The sequence below is a fragment of the Asaia sp. VD9 genome (genome assembly GCF_037150015.1).
In the GTDB taxonomy this organism is placed as follows: domain Bacteria; phylum Pseudomonadota; class Alphaproteobacteria; order Acetobacterales; family Acetobacteraceae; genus Asaia.
Genome location: NZ_JBBCQM010000001.1, coordinates 151916 through 166185, shown reverse-complemented (window position 1 = coordinate 166185; position 14270 = coordinate 151916). Strand labels below are relative to the sequence as shown.

9 protein-coding genes are annotated in these 14270 nt (G+C 60.7%); 4 read left to right on the top strand and 5 right to left on the bottom strand.

Going from position 1 to position 14270, the window contains the following annotated elements:
- Positions 1 to 177 precede the first annotated feature (177 nt).
- Both WFJ47_RS00760 and WFJ47_RS00755 read right to left on the bottom strand, forming a co-directional pair.
- Positions 178 to 1251, bottom strand: a complete 1074-nt coding sequence (locus tag WFJ47_RS00760; RefSeq protein ID WP_336760201.1) for a trifunctional transcriptional activator/DNA repair protein Ada/methylated-DNA--[protein]-cysteine S-methyltransferase — start codon at positions 1249 to 1251, stop codon at positions 178 to 180.
- 51 nt (positions 1252 to 1302) lie between these two features.
- Positions 1303 to 2217, bottom strand: a complete 915-nt coding sequence (locus WFJ47_RS00755; protein ID WP_336760199.1) for a LysR family transcriptional regulator — start codon at positions 2215 to 2217, stop codon at positions 1303 to 1305.
- A gap of 105 nt (positions 2218 to 2322) precedes the next feature.
- On the opposite strand from WFJ47_RS00755, the gene WFJ47_RS00750 reads away from it, so the two are divergent.
- The gene (locus tag WFJ47_RS00750; protein WP_336760197.1) at positions 2323 to 3084 is read left to right on the top strand and encodes an SDR family oxidoreductase; all 762 of its coding nucleotides are present in this window, start codon (positions 2323 to 2325) and stop codon (positions 3082 to 3084) included.
- 69 nt (positions 3085 to 3153) lie between these two features.
- On the opposite strand, the gene WFJ47_RS00745 is transcribed toward WFJ47_RS00750, so the two are convergent.
- Positions 3154 to 3936, bottom strand: a complete 783-nt coding sequence (locus tag WFJ47_RS00745; RefSeq protein WP_336760195.1) for an SDR family NAD(P)-dependent oxidoreductase — start codon at positions 3934 to 3936, stop codon at positions 3154 to 3156.
- A 112-nt stretch (positions 3937 to 4048) separates the two neighbouring features.
- Here WFJ47_RS00745 and WFJ47_RS00740 point away from each other — a divergent pair, with 112 nt between their 5' ends.
- Complete coding sequence (locus WFJ47_RS00740; protein WP_336760193.1) at positions 4049 to 4948, top strand: LysR substrate-binding domain-containing protein; 900 nt, start codon at positions 4049 to 4051, stop codon at positions 4946 to 4948.
- A 350-nt stretch (positions 4949 to 5298) separates the two neighbouring features.
- Complete coding sequence (locus WFJ47_RS00735; RefSeq protein WP_336760192.1) at positions 5299 to 8274, top strand: TonB-dependent receptor domain-containing protein; 2976 nt, start codon at positions 5299 to 5301, stop codon at positions 8272 to 8274.
- A gap of 94 nt (positions 8275 to 8368) precedes the next feature.
- Here WFJ47_RS00735 and WFJ47_RS00730 read toward each other — a convergent pair whose 3' ends face one another.
- Together WFJ47_RS00730 and WFJ47_RS00725 are read right to left on the bottom strand one after the other, a co-directional pair.
- The gene (locus WFJ47_RS00730) at positions 8369 to 9424 is read right to left on the bottom strand and encodes a glycosyltransferase (RefSeq protein ID WP_336760191.1); all 1056 of its coding nucleotides are present in this window, start codon (positions 9422 to 9424) and stop codon (positions 8369 to 8371) included.
- Positions 9425 to 9434: 10 nt separating this feature from the next.
- Positions 9435 to 12347, bottom strand: a complete 2913-nt coding sequence (locus tag WFJ47_RS00725) for an ATP-dependent DNA helicase (protein WP_336760189.1) — start codon at positions 12345 to 12347, stop codon at positions 9435 to 9437.
- A gap of 290 nt (positions 12348 to 12637) precedes the next feature.
- Between WFJ47_RS00725 and WFJ47_RS00720 the strand changes: the two genes are divergently transcribed.
- A complete protein-coding gene (locus tag WFJ47_RS00720; RefSeq protein ID WP_336760187.1) occupies positions 12638 to 14257 on the top strand; it encodes a lysine--tRNA ligase in 1620 nt (539 codons plus the stop codon).
- Positions 14258 to 14270: the final 13 nt, after the last annotated feature.

Genomic DNA, 14270 nt, shown 5'->3' with positions numbered 1-14270 from the left:
TTCCACCTGCCTGGTCTGTTGCGTATCCCATCGCATCCGGGCGTGGCCGAGACCGTCCGAACATGTTTCGAAACGATTCGGAAAAACTTAGTCACAGTAAGTTGACTCTATCAACAGATTCTAGATGCCCTGGAGACGAAGCGCGCAAGGCGTTGCATCAAAGCTTCACTGATCGGATCAGGAGCGCGAGCATGTTCCGCTGATCGATATTTCTTGCTCGATCTCGATCAGCCGCTGCTTGCGCCACAGGCCGCCACCATAACCGGTCAGGCTGCCATCTGAGCCGATCACGCGGTGACAGGGGATCATGAGCGCAATGCAATTGGCACCATTGGCGCGTGCTACGGCCCTGACGGCGCCGGGATGGCCGATCGCTCGTGCAAGCTCGCCATAGCTGCGCGTTTCGCCCGCCGGGATTGCCTGCAAGGCGCGATGGACACGGCGTGTGAAGGTCGATCCCTGAGGCGCGAGAGGGGTTTCAAAGCGCGCACACCTGCCGCTGAAATAGGCGTCCAGTTCCTCGCGCGCCTGCTCGGTAACCTCGGTTCTGCCAAGGCCGAGCGGAGATTTGAGCGCGACCTGCAGAACTGTCAATTCGCGGGGGAGGGCCTTGCGATCGATGAACTCGAGAAGATGCAAATGGCGTGCGGATGAGACGGCAAGCATGTCGCCCAGGGGCGTCGCAATCCAGCTTGCCTGAAGTAGTCCCCCTTGCTTGAGCGCCCCAGGCGCGCAGCCAATCAGGCGTGAAAATGCCTCGCGAAAGGCGCTGGGTGATTCAAACCCTGAATCGATCTGGGCTGCAATCACGCTCTCCCCTAGCGAGAGCGTGGTGAATCCGTCACGCAAGCGCCGCTGCCGCGCCATATCGAGAAACGTCATGTCGAAATGCCGCGTGAAACTGCGCCGCACCGTGGAGGGATCAAGACCAAGGGCAACGAGATCGCGCTCGCTCCAGCGTCGACCCGGATCGGCATCGAGACTGTCGAGCAACTGGGCGATGAGTGGGTCATGGCTTGCGCCCCCCTGTAGCGGATGGCACCGCTTGCACGGGCGAAAACCGGCCTCGATGCATCCCCTCACGCTGTCGCGAAAGCTGCAATTGGTCGCGAGGGGCTTGCGCGCAGGGCAGGTCAGGCGACAGAAAATGCCTGTCGTGCCGACGCAGACATAAACCCGCCCATCATAGCGGGCATCGCGCGCCAGAAGGGCTTCATAGAGCGTCTCATGGGAGGGAAGATCGAACAGCATGACGCGATCCTAGCTATTCCGGCCTGATCATGAGGTCGGAAATCGGGCGTTTCATTTTTTGGAGTGCTGCTGCCTGTCCCTGTCGAAAGCCCCAAAGATCTCAACCAGCCAATCCATGAAAACCCGCACGCGTGGCGGAAGCTGCCTGTTGCTGGGGTAGAGAAGCGTCAATGGGGTTGGTGCCGGTGGGAAGTCCGACAGAACCTCCACCAGCGCCCCCCGAGCCAATTCGGCTTCGAAGCGATAGCGCGGCGCCTGTGCAAGGCCCAGCCCCAGACAAGCCGCGGTTGCCGAGGACTCGGCGCCGGAGACGAGCAGCCTGGCCGGTAGCAGGCGTTCGACAAGACGGCCTTCAAGGCTGAATTCCAGTGGCAGGATCTGCTTCGTGCGGGAAGACGCAAAACCGATCATGCAGTGCCCGTCCAGATCATCCGGGTTGCGCGGCGTGCCATGGCGGGCCAGATAGTCCGGGCTGGCCACCGTGACCTCGGGCAAAAGGCAAAGCGGACGGGCAATCATGTCGCTATCGGGTAGAGGGCCGCCACGCACCACACAATCGACGCCCTCGCGCAACAGATCCACAAGCCTCTCGCCTTCGCCCAGATGAACGGTGAGCCCCGGATGGCGGGAGAGGAACTCGGGAAGAGCGGGCAGGATGATCGTGCGAGCCAGATGCCCGACCGTATCGAGGCGGATCACGCCCGAGAGCGCGGAGCCGATGGATCTGTCGGCTTCTTCCAGCGATGCGACGATCGACCGGCAATGGGCGTAATAAAGTCTGCCTTCCTCGGTGGGCTGTACATGGCGCGTAGAACGATGCAGTAATCGCGCACCGAGACGCTGCTCGAGCGCCTGTATGGCTGCGGTCGCTGCAGGTCGGGAGATCCCGCAGGATGCGGCTGCCGCGCTGAAACTGCCGCGCTCGATGATACGCAGGAAGAGGTCGATACTCGCCAGTCGATCCATCTGATTATTCCGTATTACGGAACAATGATGACAGGTCTTCCTGCCTTATCGCAAGCCTCACCGCATGGAATGTTGCGCTCATCACCAGCGAGAGGAAACAGCATCATGACACAGCATCAGCCTATCGCCCTGATCACGGGCGGCAGCCGCGGCCTTGGACGCGCTACAGTCGAGGCTCTGGCGAAGCGGGGTATTGGCGCGATCCTGACCTATCAGGGCAATCGAGAAGCCGCGGAGACCGTCATGGCCATCGCCCATGCGGCAGGGGTGAAGGCCGCCATCCTGCAACTCGATGTTGGCGATACACGCAGCTTTGCGCAATTTGCCACTTCTGTGGACGAGATCCTGAGGGGATGGGGCCTCACCCATTTCGACTATCTCATCAACAATGCGGGCAGCGCGCATAATGGCGGTCTGGCCGATACTACTGAGGATGAGTTCGACCGGATCTATCGCGAGCATCTCAAGGGGCCTTTCTTCCTGACGCAGGCGCTTCTGCCCTTGCTCCGGGATGGCGGGCGTATTCTCAATGTCAGCAGCGGTCTGACCCGTTTCACCTTCCCCGGCCGGATCGTGTACGCCTCGATGAAGGGGGCCGTAGAGGTTATGACGCGTTATATGGCCAAGGAACTCGGGATACGGGGGATAACGGCCAATGTTGTCGCGCCCGGTGCCATTCAGACCGATTTCTCGGGGGGCATGGTACGCGACAATCCCGAGATCAGCCGCCATATTGCCGGGCTGACCGCGCTCGGGCGCGTGGGCGTGCCCGAGGATATCGGCCCCATGATCGCTTCGCTCCTTTCGGAGGATAATCGCTGGGTGAACGCGCAGCGTATCGAGGTTTCGGGCGGGCAGTCTCTCTGAAGCAATAGTCTTCGGGAGACGCCTATGGCCTCTCCATGATTGGAGAGGTCGCGAGCAAAGGAAAGTCGCTCAGGGATTCAGGCGCGTCAGTCGGGCATGGCGCGCCGCCTTGACGGGTTCAGGCGTGAGCCTGTTTTCCTCCACCATCCGCCTGGTCGCATCATCACCGCCCACAACATGGTCGAGATCCTTCATCAGGGCCTCGTAGCCCTGACGAGCCACCAGGGTCTTGTCATTCTTGGAGCCTTGATCGATCGCGCTGCGCGCCATGCCAGCATTTTTGTGAAAGCGGCTATCCGTGGCGCCCGGTAGCAGGGCAGTGACGGTGACGCCGCTTCCCCTCAGTTCCTCGCGCAGGGATTCGGCGAACATGAAGCCGAAGGCTTTCGAGGGGCCATAGACGGTCTCGAAAGGTGTGGGGAGCGTCGCAGAGACCGAGGAGGTGATGAGGATACGCCCGTGGCCCTGTGCGACCATGAAGCGCGCCACATTCTTGGCCATATGGACAGTGCCGGTGATGTTGATCGCAATCACGCGCAGGTCGTCCTCCAGGGCCGTATCAATGAAAGCGCCCCCGAGCCCAATCCCGACATTCAAAGCCGCAGCCTCAAGAGGTCGGCCAAGCCCTAGAGTAAATTGCCAGAAGCTTTCCACCCCCTCATGGGTCGCTGCATCGGCCCGATGGGCATAAGCGGTCGCACCAAGGTCCTCAATGTGTTTTGCGGCATCGAAAATCTGCGCGCTCGATCCGGAGAGGGCGACATCATATCCGTTTCTCGCAAATTCGAGCGCAAGTTCAAAGCCGATGCCGGATGAAGCGCCGGTCACGAGAGCAAGGGGGCGATGGGTCACGGGGTGAGTCCTTTCCTGAAAGCGATCCGTCTGATCGCCGGGACAGGGAACATTCCGGGCCATTTCCGGTTTACAGCGCTCATTTTGATGGTGAGATGAAAGAAATTCACGAATGAACGCGAGTGGGATCAGCAAGGACAGTCTGGAAAGCTTTCTTGCCATCGCCCGGGTGGGCAGCTTCACCCGGGCGGCCTTGCAGCGGGGCGTGACGGGTTCGGCACTGAGCCATGCCATGACGCAGCTCGAGCGCAGACTGGACGTGCGACTATTCCATCGGACGACACGGCAGGTCAGGCTTACCGGCGCGGGTGAGATGCTTCTTGCGGAGATCGCCCCGCATTTCGAGCGGATCGACGCCTCGCTGGCGCAGCTTGAGGCTTTTCGGAGGCTTCCCTCGGGCAGGTTGCGTATCACGACCCTGCGCGATGCAGCGACTTTGCTCCTGGCGCCAAGGCTGGCGGCGTTCATGGCGCTTTATCCCGCCATCGAGCTCGATATCGTGGTGGATGATCGCGTCGTGGATGCAGTATCCGAGGGGTTCGATGCGGGCATACGCTATGGGGGCACTGTCCCTGAAGGCATGATTGCCAGACGTCTGACCGACGATCTCAACTGGGTTGTTGTGGGTGCGCCGGCTTATCTCGACGTCATGGGACGTCCCCGCCAGCCAGAGGATCTGATGCGCCATCGCTGCATTCGTATCCGCACGGGAACCGGACGGCTCTGTTCCTGGGAGTTGGGCAGAGGCGAACGACAATGCGCGCTCGATGTGCCGGGCCAGGTCATTCTGGGCGATAGCGAATTATCGCTGGCCTGCGCCTGTGCAGGGGGAGGGTTGTTTTACTGCCTTGAGGACAGAGCCCGAGCGGCTCTCGATTGTGGCGCGCTTGAACTCGTCCTGCCCGAATGGACGTCAGTGGGAGAGGGCTTTCACCTCTATTATCCCTCCCGCAAACACGTACCTTCCGCATTGCGGGCTTTCACGGCGTATTTCTCGACCCGCAGCGCCTGAGAGATTCACCTCGATTTCACGGACGGCGCGCAAATCCCGCATGGGATGGCGCCTCTTCCCCATCGATGAGAGATATTCAAGGGGTGATCATCTACCCATCTGTCTGCATTCCCCGTCCGGAAAGACGTTATCTCCGAAAACGTTTCTGAGTGAGTCTGATTATTTCAAAAGTGTATCTATAATAACCGAAAGTAATATATGAGTTCAATTTACAACTCAGGTAAGTAACTTTGTGATAAAAATACAATGATCCGCTTCTGCGCGCCCAGATCCGCAATAACCCTCTGGACGTAATTTCGTTTGTGAAATCTTTTCGCTTCCAGAACGCCTTACTGGAGGTCAAAAGCATCATGAAGATCATCAGGAACAAGCAAAGACTGCTGCTTGTCTCCACACTCGGCGCCGGACTGGCCCTCGGGCATTTCCACGCTGCGCAAGCCGCTGCTGCATCGTCGTCTTCAATAGGGACGACGACTCACAAGGCTCATAAGCGTACGGGATCCAAAAGCGCGCAGAACAGCGTCCGCCGCCCGGCCCCGGCATCTATTGCGGCAGCTCCGGCGGCTGCGTCGTCTGCCATGCCCGTCACGCGTACGGCTACGGCACAGCGTAATGCCTTTGCGCCGGTCAATGATTCGACCGGCCGCGGCGGGAGCGAGAATATCGTCGTGACCGGTTCGGCGCTCAGCACGTCGAACAACGCCAATGCCAATCCGGTGCAGATCGTCACCGCCAAGCAGATCATGCAGACGGGCGCCACGACGGTGGGCGACTATCTGCAGCGTCTGCCCTCGGTCGGCTCATCGGGCACCTATAACTCGCAGACCAACGGCACAGGCGGCTCTTCATGTGTTGATCTGCGTAACCTCGGCCAGAACCGCACGCTGGTGCTCATCGATGGCAAGCGCACGACGCTCAACGGCAATAACAGCTGCGTCGATCTGAACACGATCAACGTCTATCAGGTTCAGAGCATCGAAATTCTCAAGGATGGCGGCTCTGAACTCTACGGTGCCGATGCGGTTGCGGGCGTCATCAATATCAAGATGCGCCACGACCTGAACGATGCAAACATCACCGTTCGTGGCGGTATCACCGATGTCGGCGATGGCCAGACGGGCCAGATCTCCGGCTACAAGGGCTGGAATTTCGATCACGGCAAGGGCAATGTGACGCTGTTCGGGTCTTACATGACCAAGAGCGGCATCATGCAGCGCAACCGCGCCTGGTCGCGTAATGTGCAGACCAATGACCCGACCGATGCGTCCGATCTGCTGTTTGGCTCGTCCATCCCGACCACGGGCAAGTACTTCACGGATTCAGGCACTTATGTGCCGAATGCCAGCGGGACCGGCTATCACACCGCGACCTCTGCCGATCGGTATAATTACGGTTCGCAGCAATCCCTGACGAATTCGCTGCAAAACTCCACGCTGTCCTTTGACGCGCATTATGACGTGAACAGCCATTTCACGCCCTATGCCAATTTCCAGTACAGCCACCGTACCTCCAGCACCACTCTGGCGCCGGAGCCGATGACGGGCAGCATCTATCCGTCCAATCTGCCATCCAGCCTCGTCATCCCTGCTGACGCGCCCTACAACACGTTTGGCGAAGATGTGCTGATGTACAAGCGCTATGGCGAATGGGGCAATCGTCGGACCGAGACGGCGACAGACACCTATACTGCCATCGCAGGGGCCAAGGGTGAGATCACCCATGGCTGGATGTACGATCTGTCCTACACCTATGGCTGGAATCAGGTGACCTCGCAGATGTCCGGCGTGGGCAATTATGCGAAGCTTCTGCAGGAATACGGTCTGGAGCAGGTTGACCCGACCGACTCAAGCTCGGCTCTCGTGTACAACCCTTCGGTCTGTCAGACGTCGTCGGGGTGCGTCCTGTCCGATCCGTTCAAGCCGCTTTCTTCGGCTGCTGCGGCTTATTCGAATTATACCAGTCACGATCACTATTATTACCAGCTGCGCGACCTGAATCTGCGTATGCATAATAACCATGTCGCGACCATGCCCTGGAAGGGCGGCGGCGATCTGGGCTTCGCGCTTGGTATGGAACATCGTGGCGAACAGCTGGCCTATCATCCAGATGCCGTCGTGGCCTCTGGCGATACGCTGACCAACTCGGCCTCCTATACTGGCGGCGGATTCAACGTCACGGAAGGCTATCTGGAAGGCAAGGCCACGCTTCTGCGTGATGTGTTCCTCGCGAAGGATCTCACCATCGACGCCCAGGGCCGCTATTCGTCCTACAGCACATTCGGTGGCACCAAGAACTGGAAAGCCTCGATCAATTGGGCACCGATCCGCGATATTCGCTTCCGCGCCACGATCGGCACCTCCTATCGTCAGCCGAATGTCTACGAGCTCTATTCGGGTGGCAGCCTTGGTTATGCGTCGGCAACTGATCCCTGCGCCCAGGCCAGTTCCTATGGCTCGCTTTCTGCCAATGTCGTGGCCAATTGTGCCAAGCAGGGCATCAATACCTCGACCTTTGTGGCGGCAAACTCGGGTCAGGTGCCGACGCTTTACGGTGGTAACGCCTCACTGAAGCCGGAAACCGGTCGCACCTATACAATTGGTACGGTGATCACCCCGCGCTGGGTGCCGGGCCTCTCGGCTTCGGTGGAGTACTGGCATTACACGATCAAGAACATGGTCTCGTATCTGAGTTCCCAGTACATTCTCGATCAGTGCTACACGGGAGCCAGTACGAATTACTGCAACAACATCACCCGCGTCTCGAGCACAGATCAGCTGAACTCGGTGACGGATTACTACGCCAATATCGGCGGTCTGCGGACGAGCGGCATCGATTTCGATCTCGATTATCGTATCCGCGTGACGCGCAAGGATGTAGTGACCCTGGGCAACAACTTCCAGCAGCTCATCAGCTATCTGCAGCAGAACGAGCCGGGTGGGCAGTGGTACAACTATGCCGGTCGCCTGATGTACCAGTCGGGAACGGGCCAGCCGCGCGTGCGTGACTATGCGACGGTCAACTGGCAGCACGGCAACTGGGGCGTCACCTATATGATGAAATATACGGGTGGCATGGTCTGGAATAACGGATCGCAGGATCTGAGCACGGCCCTTGGCTATGGCCGCTACAAGACCCCCGGCGTGTTCTCGCACGATCTGACGATCGATTATCGCCTGAACAAATGGACGTTCCAGGCGGGCGTAAACAATCTGTTCGACAAGCAGCCGCCCTTTGTTGCCGATGCCTCGACCAACAGCGCCGCTGGTCTTTATGGCGACCTTTATTACGGGCGCTATGTTTTCCTGCAGGCTGGGGTCAATTTCTGATCCCTCTACGCGCCCCGGCATTCATGCCGGGGTGTCACATTTTCCGCTGCCCTGACGGGATAGGCGTAAGACTGCGCGCCGGGTGCGCGTGCACTCAAAGGCGATAGGTTTCATTGCCTGTCACGAGGGCCGTCTGAGCGGTACGATAATTACTGCCGCTGCGTGCGCGATGGTCTTCCATCATTGAATAGACGAGTCCTTCCGTTTCGGAATCGATCATCCTGTGCGGATGATCGTCGCGCACAGGATAGATGGCTTTGGTAAAGGCATGCGGTCCGGTGACGTTGAACGTCGTGACCGCGCCGATCCCATGCAGATCGGGGCGATAGATCGCGATCCTTGTCAGAACGAGCTGGATCACCCGGCGCAGATAGGGGTGGAGCGGTCGGGCGATCAGAAACCATTGCTGATACTCGCCGCCTTTCACATGGGCGATGGTGGCACCGAGCCCCCAGTTCCTGTGCACGCCGGACCCTGACATGTTCCATTGCGAGAGGATGAATGTATCGTCTTCACGCAAGATCGCATCGAGAGGGCGTGCAGTGGTGGATTTCAGATCGAGATACACGCCGCCTAGCTTGTAGATCAGCAAATAGCGGAACAGATCGGCCTTGGCTGCGCCATATTCCGGCCCGATCATCAGATAGAGCTTGAGCACATCCCAGCCATAATGCTCGGTGATGAACTCGAAACGCGCGGCTTCGTCCCAGAGGGTGACTTCCCAGCCGGGATTGATCGCGGCGGTACGCTCGATATTGGCGACAAGCGCTGGATCGAGCGTCGCTCGGTCGTTGCAGATGAAATGCAGTCGGCGCGGTATGGGCGAGAATGCATCCGAGGCGGGGGCGATGGCGGGAAATCGCCTCAGGGCGAGGCAGGAGAGGGTGCACCAGCTCGGACGGTCCATCGCCTCGTCACGGGTTCCGTCAGGCGCGCAGGACCAGATCCTGCCGGTTGCATCGCGCAGGTGATAGAGCGCGGGCGATGTCTGATACAGGGTCAGCCCGGCTGGCGCATTGAACATGCATTGTCTGACCGGATCGATGCCGAGAAACGGGCGTGACAGGTCATCGAGCACGGTACCCTCGATCCGGTCGCCAGTTGCCACAAGCGCATCGCCGAACAGCGAGATCAGGGCTGTCTCGTTCACAGGATGTGCCTCATTCGTCTAACTCTATCCTCGGAATAGACCCTGCATGCGGGACGTCGCCGGTGTCGACGCCGGGCAGGAACGCGCCGATCTGTCGAACAGCCTCCGCAAGACTGACCCGTTCGATAGAGACCCCTTCCGGAAAGGCGGAGAGCAACCGCGAGGGCATGCGCCGGTCGAGAATGACAAATACACCCCGGTCATCGCCCTTGCGTATCAGCCGCCCGAAGGCCTGACGCAGCTTCATGCGGGTCAGCCTGTCATCGTAATCGCGCGGGTCATCGGGGGAGAGAGCCTTGCGCCGTTCGCGATGCAGGATATCTGGGCGGGGCCATGGTGTGCGCTCGAAAACGACCAGACGCAGCGCCTGACCCGGCACATCCACGCCGTCGCGCATCGCATCGGTGCCTAGCAGGCAGGAATGGAGCTCGGTACGGAAGATGTCGACCAGGGTCGCATTATCCATCGTATCGACATGCTGGGCATAGAGCGGCAACCCGGCTTCTTCGAGTGGTGCGGCGATACGCTGATGGACGGCGCGCAGGCGCGAGATGGCCGTGAACAGTCCCAGCGCGCCGCCTTGCGATGCCAGAAACAGCAGACGATAGGCGCCGGCCAGCGCATCGAGATCATTCTGCGGTATATCGGTCACGACGAGCGCGCGCGTCTGGCGCGCGTAATCGAACGGGCTGAGCAGGGAGGCCCTGAAGGGTGGCTTGATGAAATGCGGGGTTCCCAGACGGATCTCGGCCGCATGCCAGCTCTGCTCGACCTGTCTCGGATCAGGGCCATCATTCATTCGGGCGGGCGTTTGGTCGCGCAACGTCGCCGAGGTGATGAGCATGCCATGCGCCGGGCCCTGCATGACCGAGGCAAAGGGGATGGTCGGGTCACGCCAGTGGCGATGGAGCCCGATATCCTGCTCACCGGGGCGTCCGGGGATATACTCGGCGCGGATGAGGTCGATATAGGCGCTCTGGGCTTCGTCCTGCGGGTCGAGTACGGTATCGAGCATGGCGATCCAGCCCTCGACCCGCGCGATGGCGCGCCGACGCAGGGAGCGGATCATGGCCTCTATGCGCAGGCGCTGCGCCGCCTCGAGCGCATCGTCGGGCTCACTCAGCAGCGCTTTCAGACGCTCCACAAGGGTATTGAGCGGTGCCAGCAGGCGGCGCAGTGCCGTGTCGAGTGGGGCAGTGGCCTCTCGCAGCGCCTCGCCAGCAGGATGCAGGCCGCATTCCGAGGAGTCGTTTCCCTGCGCGCCGATACGGCGTGCCTCAAGCTGAGCCCTCAGGGCCTGAAAGAACTGTTCGGAAGGATTGGTGATTAGTTCCGGCACGGCAGGCTGCGGGGCATCGTCCTGACCGTTCAGGCGGCCCAGCCAGCCGGGGGCGGGAAGCCCGTGAGCCGCACCCAATATGGCCTCGAGCGGGGCGTCGAGTACCGGCGATCCCGCCACCAGATCCTCCAGCCTGCGACGAAGCCCACGCGCCCGGGAGCGGCTCCCCTCGGCCCCAAGCAGCCATCGGCGTAATTCCGCCGCTTCAAGCCCGGAAAGCGCGAGGGAGAAGGCGCTATCGGCAGCCTCGGGAAGATGATGCCCTTCATCGAAGAAATAACGGGTCGGGAGTTGGTCCTCATCTGGCACGTCGTCGCGCCCGAGGCTGGACCAGCTGGCCTGCGACAGGACAAGGGCGTGGTTGGCGATCACGAGCCTCGCACCCCGTGCGCGTCGGATGGAATGCTCGACGAAACAGGTCTGGTAGTGCGGGCAGGCTCCGTGGATGCATTCGCCCCGGCGATCGGCCATGCCGAACAGGGTACCGGCGCCGAAGATATCGCCAAACCAGCCAGGCAGATCGCCCCCCATCAGATCCCCGTCTTCGCTCGCCTCGGCCCATCGGGCCAGCATGGCAAGACCGATCAGGGCAGGAAACGAGGGGGCAGGGCGCGAGGCAAGCGTGTTGACCGCATCTTCCATGTTCAGAAGGCAGAGATAATTCTCGCGACCCTTGCGCAGCACGACCGCGTCGCGTCTTTCTGACTCATCGGGATAGAGGCGCCTTACCTCCTGCTCGATCTGGCGCTGAAGATGCCGCGTATAGGTCGAGATCCAGACGGGTCCGTCATTCTGCTCCGCCCAAACGCTGGCGGGGGCGATATAACCCAGGGTCTTGCCTGTGCCCGTCCCGGCCTCGGCCAGCACAATTTCAGGAATGCCTGCGCCTTCGCGAGGGGCCAGGGCCTGGGTCACTGCCGAGGCGTAATCGGCCTGGCCGGGGCGTGTTTCCGCCCCGTCACCAAGAATGCGTGTCAGGCGCAGACGGGCTTCGGCAGGGGCAACCGGACGGCTGCCCGGCGGCGGTCTCTGGGCCATTTCCTCCCAGCGCGGGAGACGACGCCAGACGCGCAGCGCCTCATAAGGGTGGCGATGTTGGCCCGGATTGGCCTGCAGGACGGATTCGACAAAGCCCGACCAGACCCAGCCTGCGCGCGACAGGAGGGGTAGGAGAGCGCTGAGCGTTTCCGCTTCGCGGCTGTCCTTCATGGCCTCGAGCGCCTGGCGGAGGCTCTCAAGGATCAGCAGGAGGAAATCGGCCTCGCAAGGGTCGGGAGGCGTCAGGCCGAGCGCCAGCCCCATGCCGCGCGGTGTGGGTACCACTGAGCGCGTCGGGAAAAGGAAGAGAAACAACTCCAGCAAGTCGAACCAGGGCACAACCTGTCCGGGCGGGGTCAGGCCCAGACGGCGAATGGTCGCTGGACCATGGATGAGCAGCGGAGGGGGCTGGGTGGCCAGCACGGCCGCAGACTCGCTTGCATCGAGCGACAGGATCTCGCCATCGGGCGTGAGAATTGAGGCACGCGCGCGCGTCGTGATCAGGGCGGGGGCATCATAGGGCGAAGCGCGGGAGGGCGTGGGCATCGCCCTCATGATAGAGGCAGCGGACCCAGATCGCCAGTGCGTGTTCACGCTTCGTCCGCCCGAACGTCTTTTACAGGGACGAAACTGCGGGTGAACGTGATCCTTCTCGCGCATCGGGCGGCCAGGATGCGTATTCAGGTTTCACAAGAGGGAGGAGATCACAGCGTGGCAAGCGATGCGCAATTAATCGATCGATAGGGTTATTATGCGGTATTAGGGGGGTGCGCACGGGGCGCATAACGCCATGTTGCTTGACCCGGAACGGAACTATTTCTAGTTTTCATCCAATCATGTCCGACCTTGTCCAAAACACCGCTCCTGTCCCTCCCGATGCTCTCGCCCTGCCAAAAGCCTGGCCGTTCGAGGAGGCGCGAAAAATCGCGGCGCATGTCGAGGCGCGCGGCGGAGAGGCTCCGGCCCTTCTGGAAACCGGGTACGGGCCCTCAGGCCTGCCTCATATCGGCACGTTCGGCGAAGTGGCACGTACAACCTGGGTGCGTCTTGCCTATGAGCGTCTGACCGGTCGCAAGACGCGTCTTCTCGCGTTTTCCGATGATATGGACGCGCTGCGCAAGGTGCCGACCAATGTGCCCAATCAGGAGATGCTCGCCAAGCATCTTGGTCTACCGCTCAGCCGAATTCCCGATCCTTTTGGTCGCTTCGAGAGTTTCTCGGCCCACAACAATGCCATGCTCTGCGAATTTCTGGACCGTTTCGGGTTTCAGTACGAATTCGCTTCCGCCACGGATTATTACACCTCGGGGCGTTTCGATGCGGCCCTGCGTCGCATGCTTGAAGTGCATGACGAGGTGGTGGCAACCATCGCCCCGACACTCGGCGCCGAGCGCCGCGCAACCTATTCGCCAGTTCTGCCCATCCATCCGCGCACCGGTCAGGTCATGCAGGTGCCGGTGACCAAGGTTGATCCTGTTGCCGCGACCGTGCAGTGGCAGGACCCTGAAACGGGCGAGACCTTCGAGACCTCTGTGCTTGGCGGTCATGCCAAGATGCAGTGGAAGGCCGACTGGGCCATGCGCTGGTATGCGCTGGGCGTCGATTATGAAATGTCGGGCAAGGACCTGATCGACAGCGTCAAGCTCTCGAGCAAGATCTGCCGTATTCTGGGCAAGGCGCCCCCGGCTGGGCTCACCTATGAGCTCTTCCTTGACCAGAACGCCCAGAAGATCAGCAAATCCAAGGGTAACGGCCTGTCGATAGAAGAATGGCTGCACTATGCGCCCCCCGAGAGTCTGGCGCAGTACATGTTCAACCAGCCCACACGTGCCAAGCGTCTGTTCTTCGATGTGATCCCGCGTGCGATGGACGAGTATCTGGCCAATCTCGACAAGGCCGTGGTGACCGAGGATGAGTCAGTGCTGCGCGCCAATCCTGCATGGTTCATCCATGGCGGCGCGCTTGATACGCGTCTGTCCAGCCCGGTTTCCTTCACCGCGCTGCTCAATCTGGCCTCGGTGGCCAATGCGGAATCCAGCGACACACTCTGGAAGTTCCTGCGCCGTTATGATCCGAGCCTTTCGCCGGAAACCCACCCTTACGTGGATCGTCTGGTCGGGCACGCCCTGGTCTACTTCAAGGAGTTCGTGCGACCGGCCAAGACATTCCGTGCGCCGACCGATCTTGAACGCGTTGCGCTTCAGGATCTGGCAGATGCCTTGAAAACTGCCGATCCCGGCCTATCTCCCGTCGAGGTTCAGGATATCGTCTTCGAAATCGGCAAAAAGCATCAGATTCAGCCCCTCCGTGCCTGGTTTGGGTGCCTCTATGAGGTTCTGCTTGGCCAGACAGAAGGGCCACGTTTCGGGATCTTCGCTTCCCTGTTCGGCCTGCCGGAAACGGTTTCGCTGATCGAGGGAGCGCTCGCCCGTGACATTTCTGACGCTGCAGAGTGAAAGTGACCGCAAC

Excerpts from the sequence above, each read along its gene's own strand:
- WFJ47_RS00760 (WP_336760201.1), bottom strand. The coding sequence starts at position 1,251 with ATGCTGTTCGATCTTCCCTCCCATGAGACGCTCTATGAAGCCCTTCTG.
- WFJ47_RS00755 (WP_336760199.1), bottom strand. The coding sequence starts at position 2,217 with ATGGATCGACTGGCGAGTATCGACCTCTTCCTGCGTATCATCGAGCGC.
- WFJ47_RS00750 (WP_336760197.1), top strand. The coding sequence starts at position 2,323 with ATGACACAGCATCAGCCTATCGCCCTGATCACGGGCGGCAGCCGCGGC.
- WFJ47_RS00740 (WP_336760193.1), top strand. The coding sequence starts at position 4,049 with ATGAACGCGAGTGGGATCAGCAAGGACAGTCTGGAAAGCTTTCTTGCC.
- WFJ47_RS00735 (WP_336760192.1), top strand. The coding sequence starts at position 5,299 with ATGAAGATCATCAGGAACAAGCAAAGACTGCTGCTTGTCTCCACACTC.
- WFJ47_RS00725 (WP_336760189.1), bottom strand. The coding sequence starts at position 12,347 with ATGCCCACGCCCTCCCGCGCTTCGCCCTATGATGCCCCCGCCCTGATC.
- WFJ47_RS00720 (WP_336760187.1), top strand. The coding sequence starts at position 12,638 with ATGTCCGACCTTGTCCAAAACACCGCTCCTGTCCCTCCCGATGCTCTC.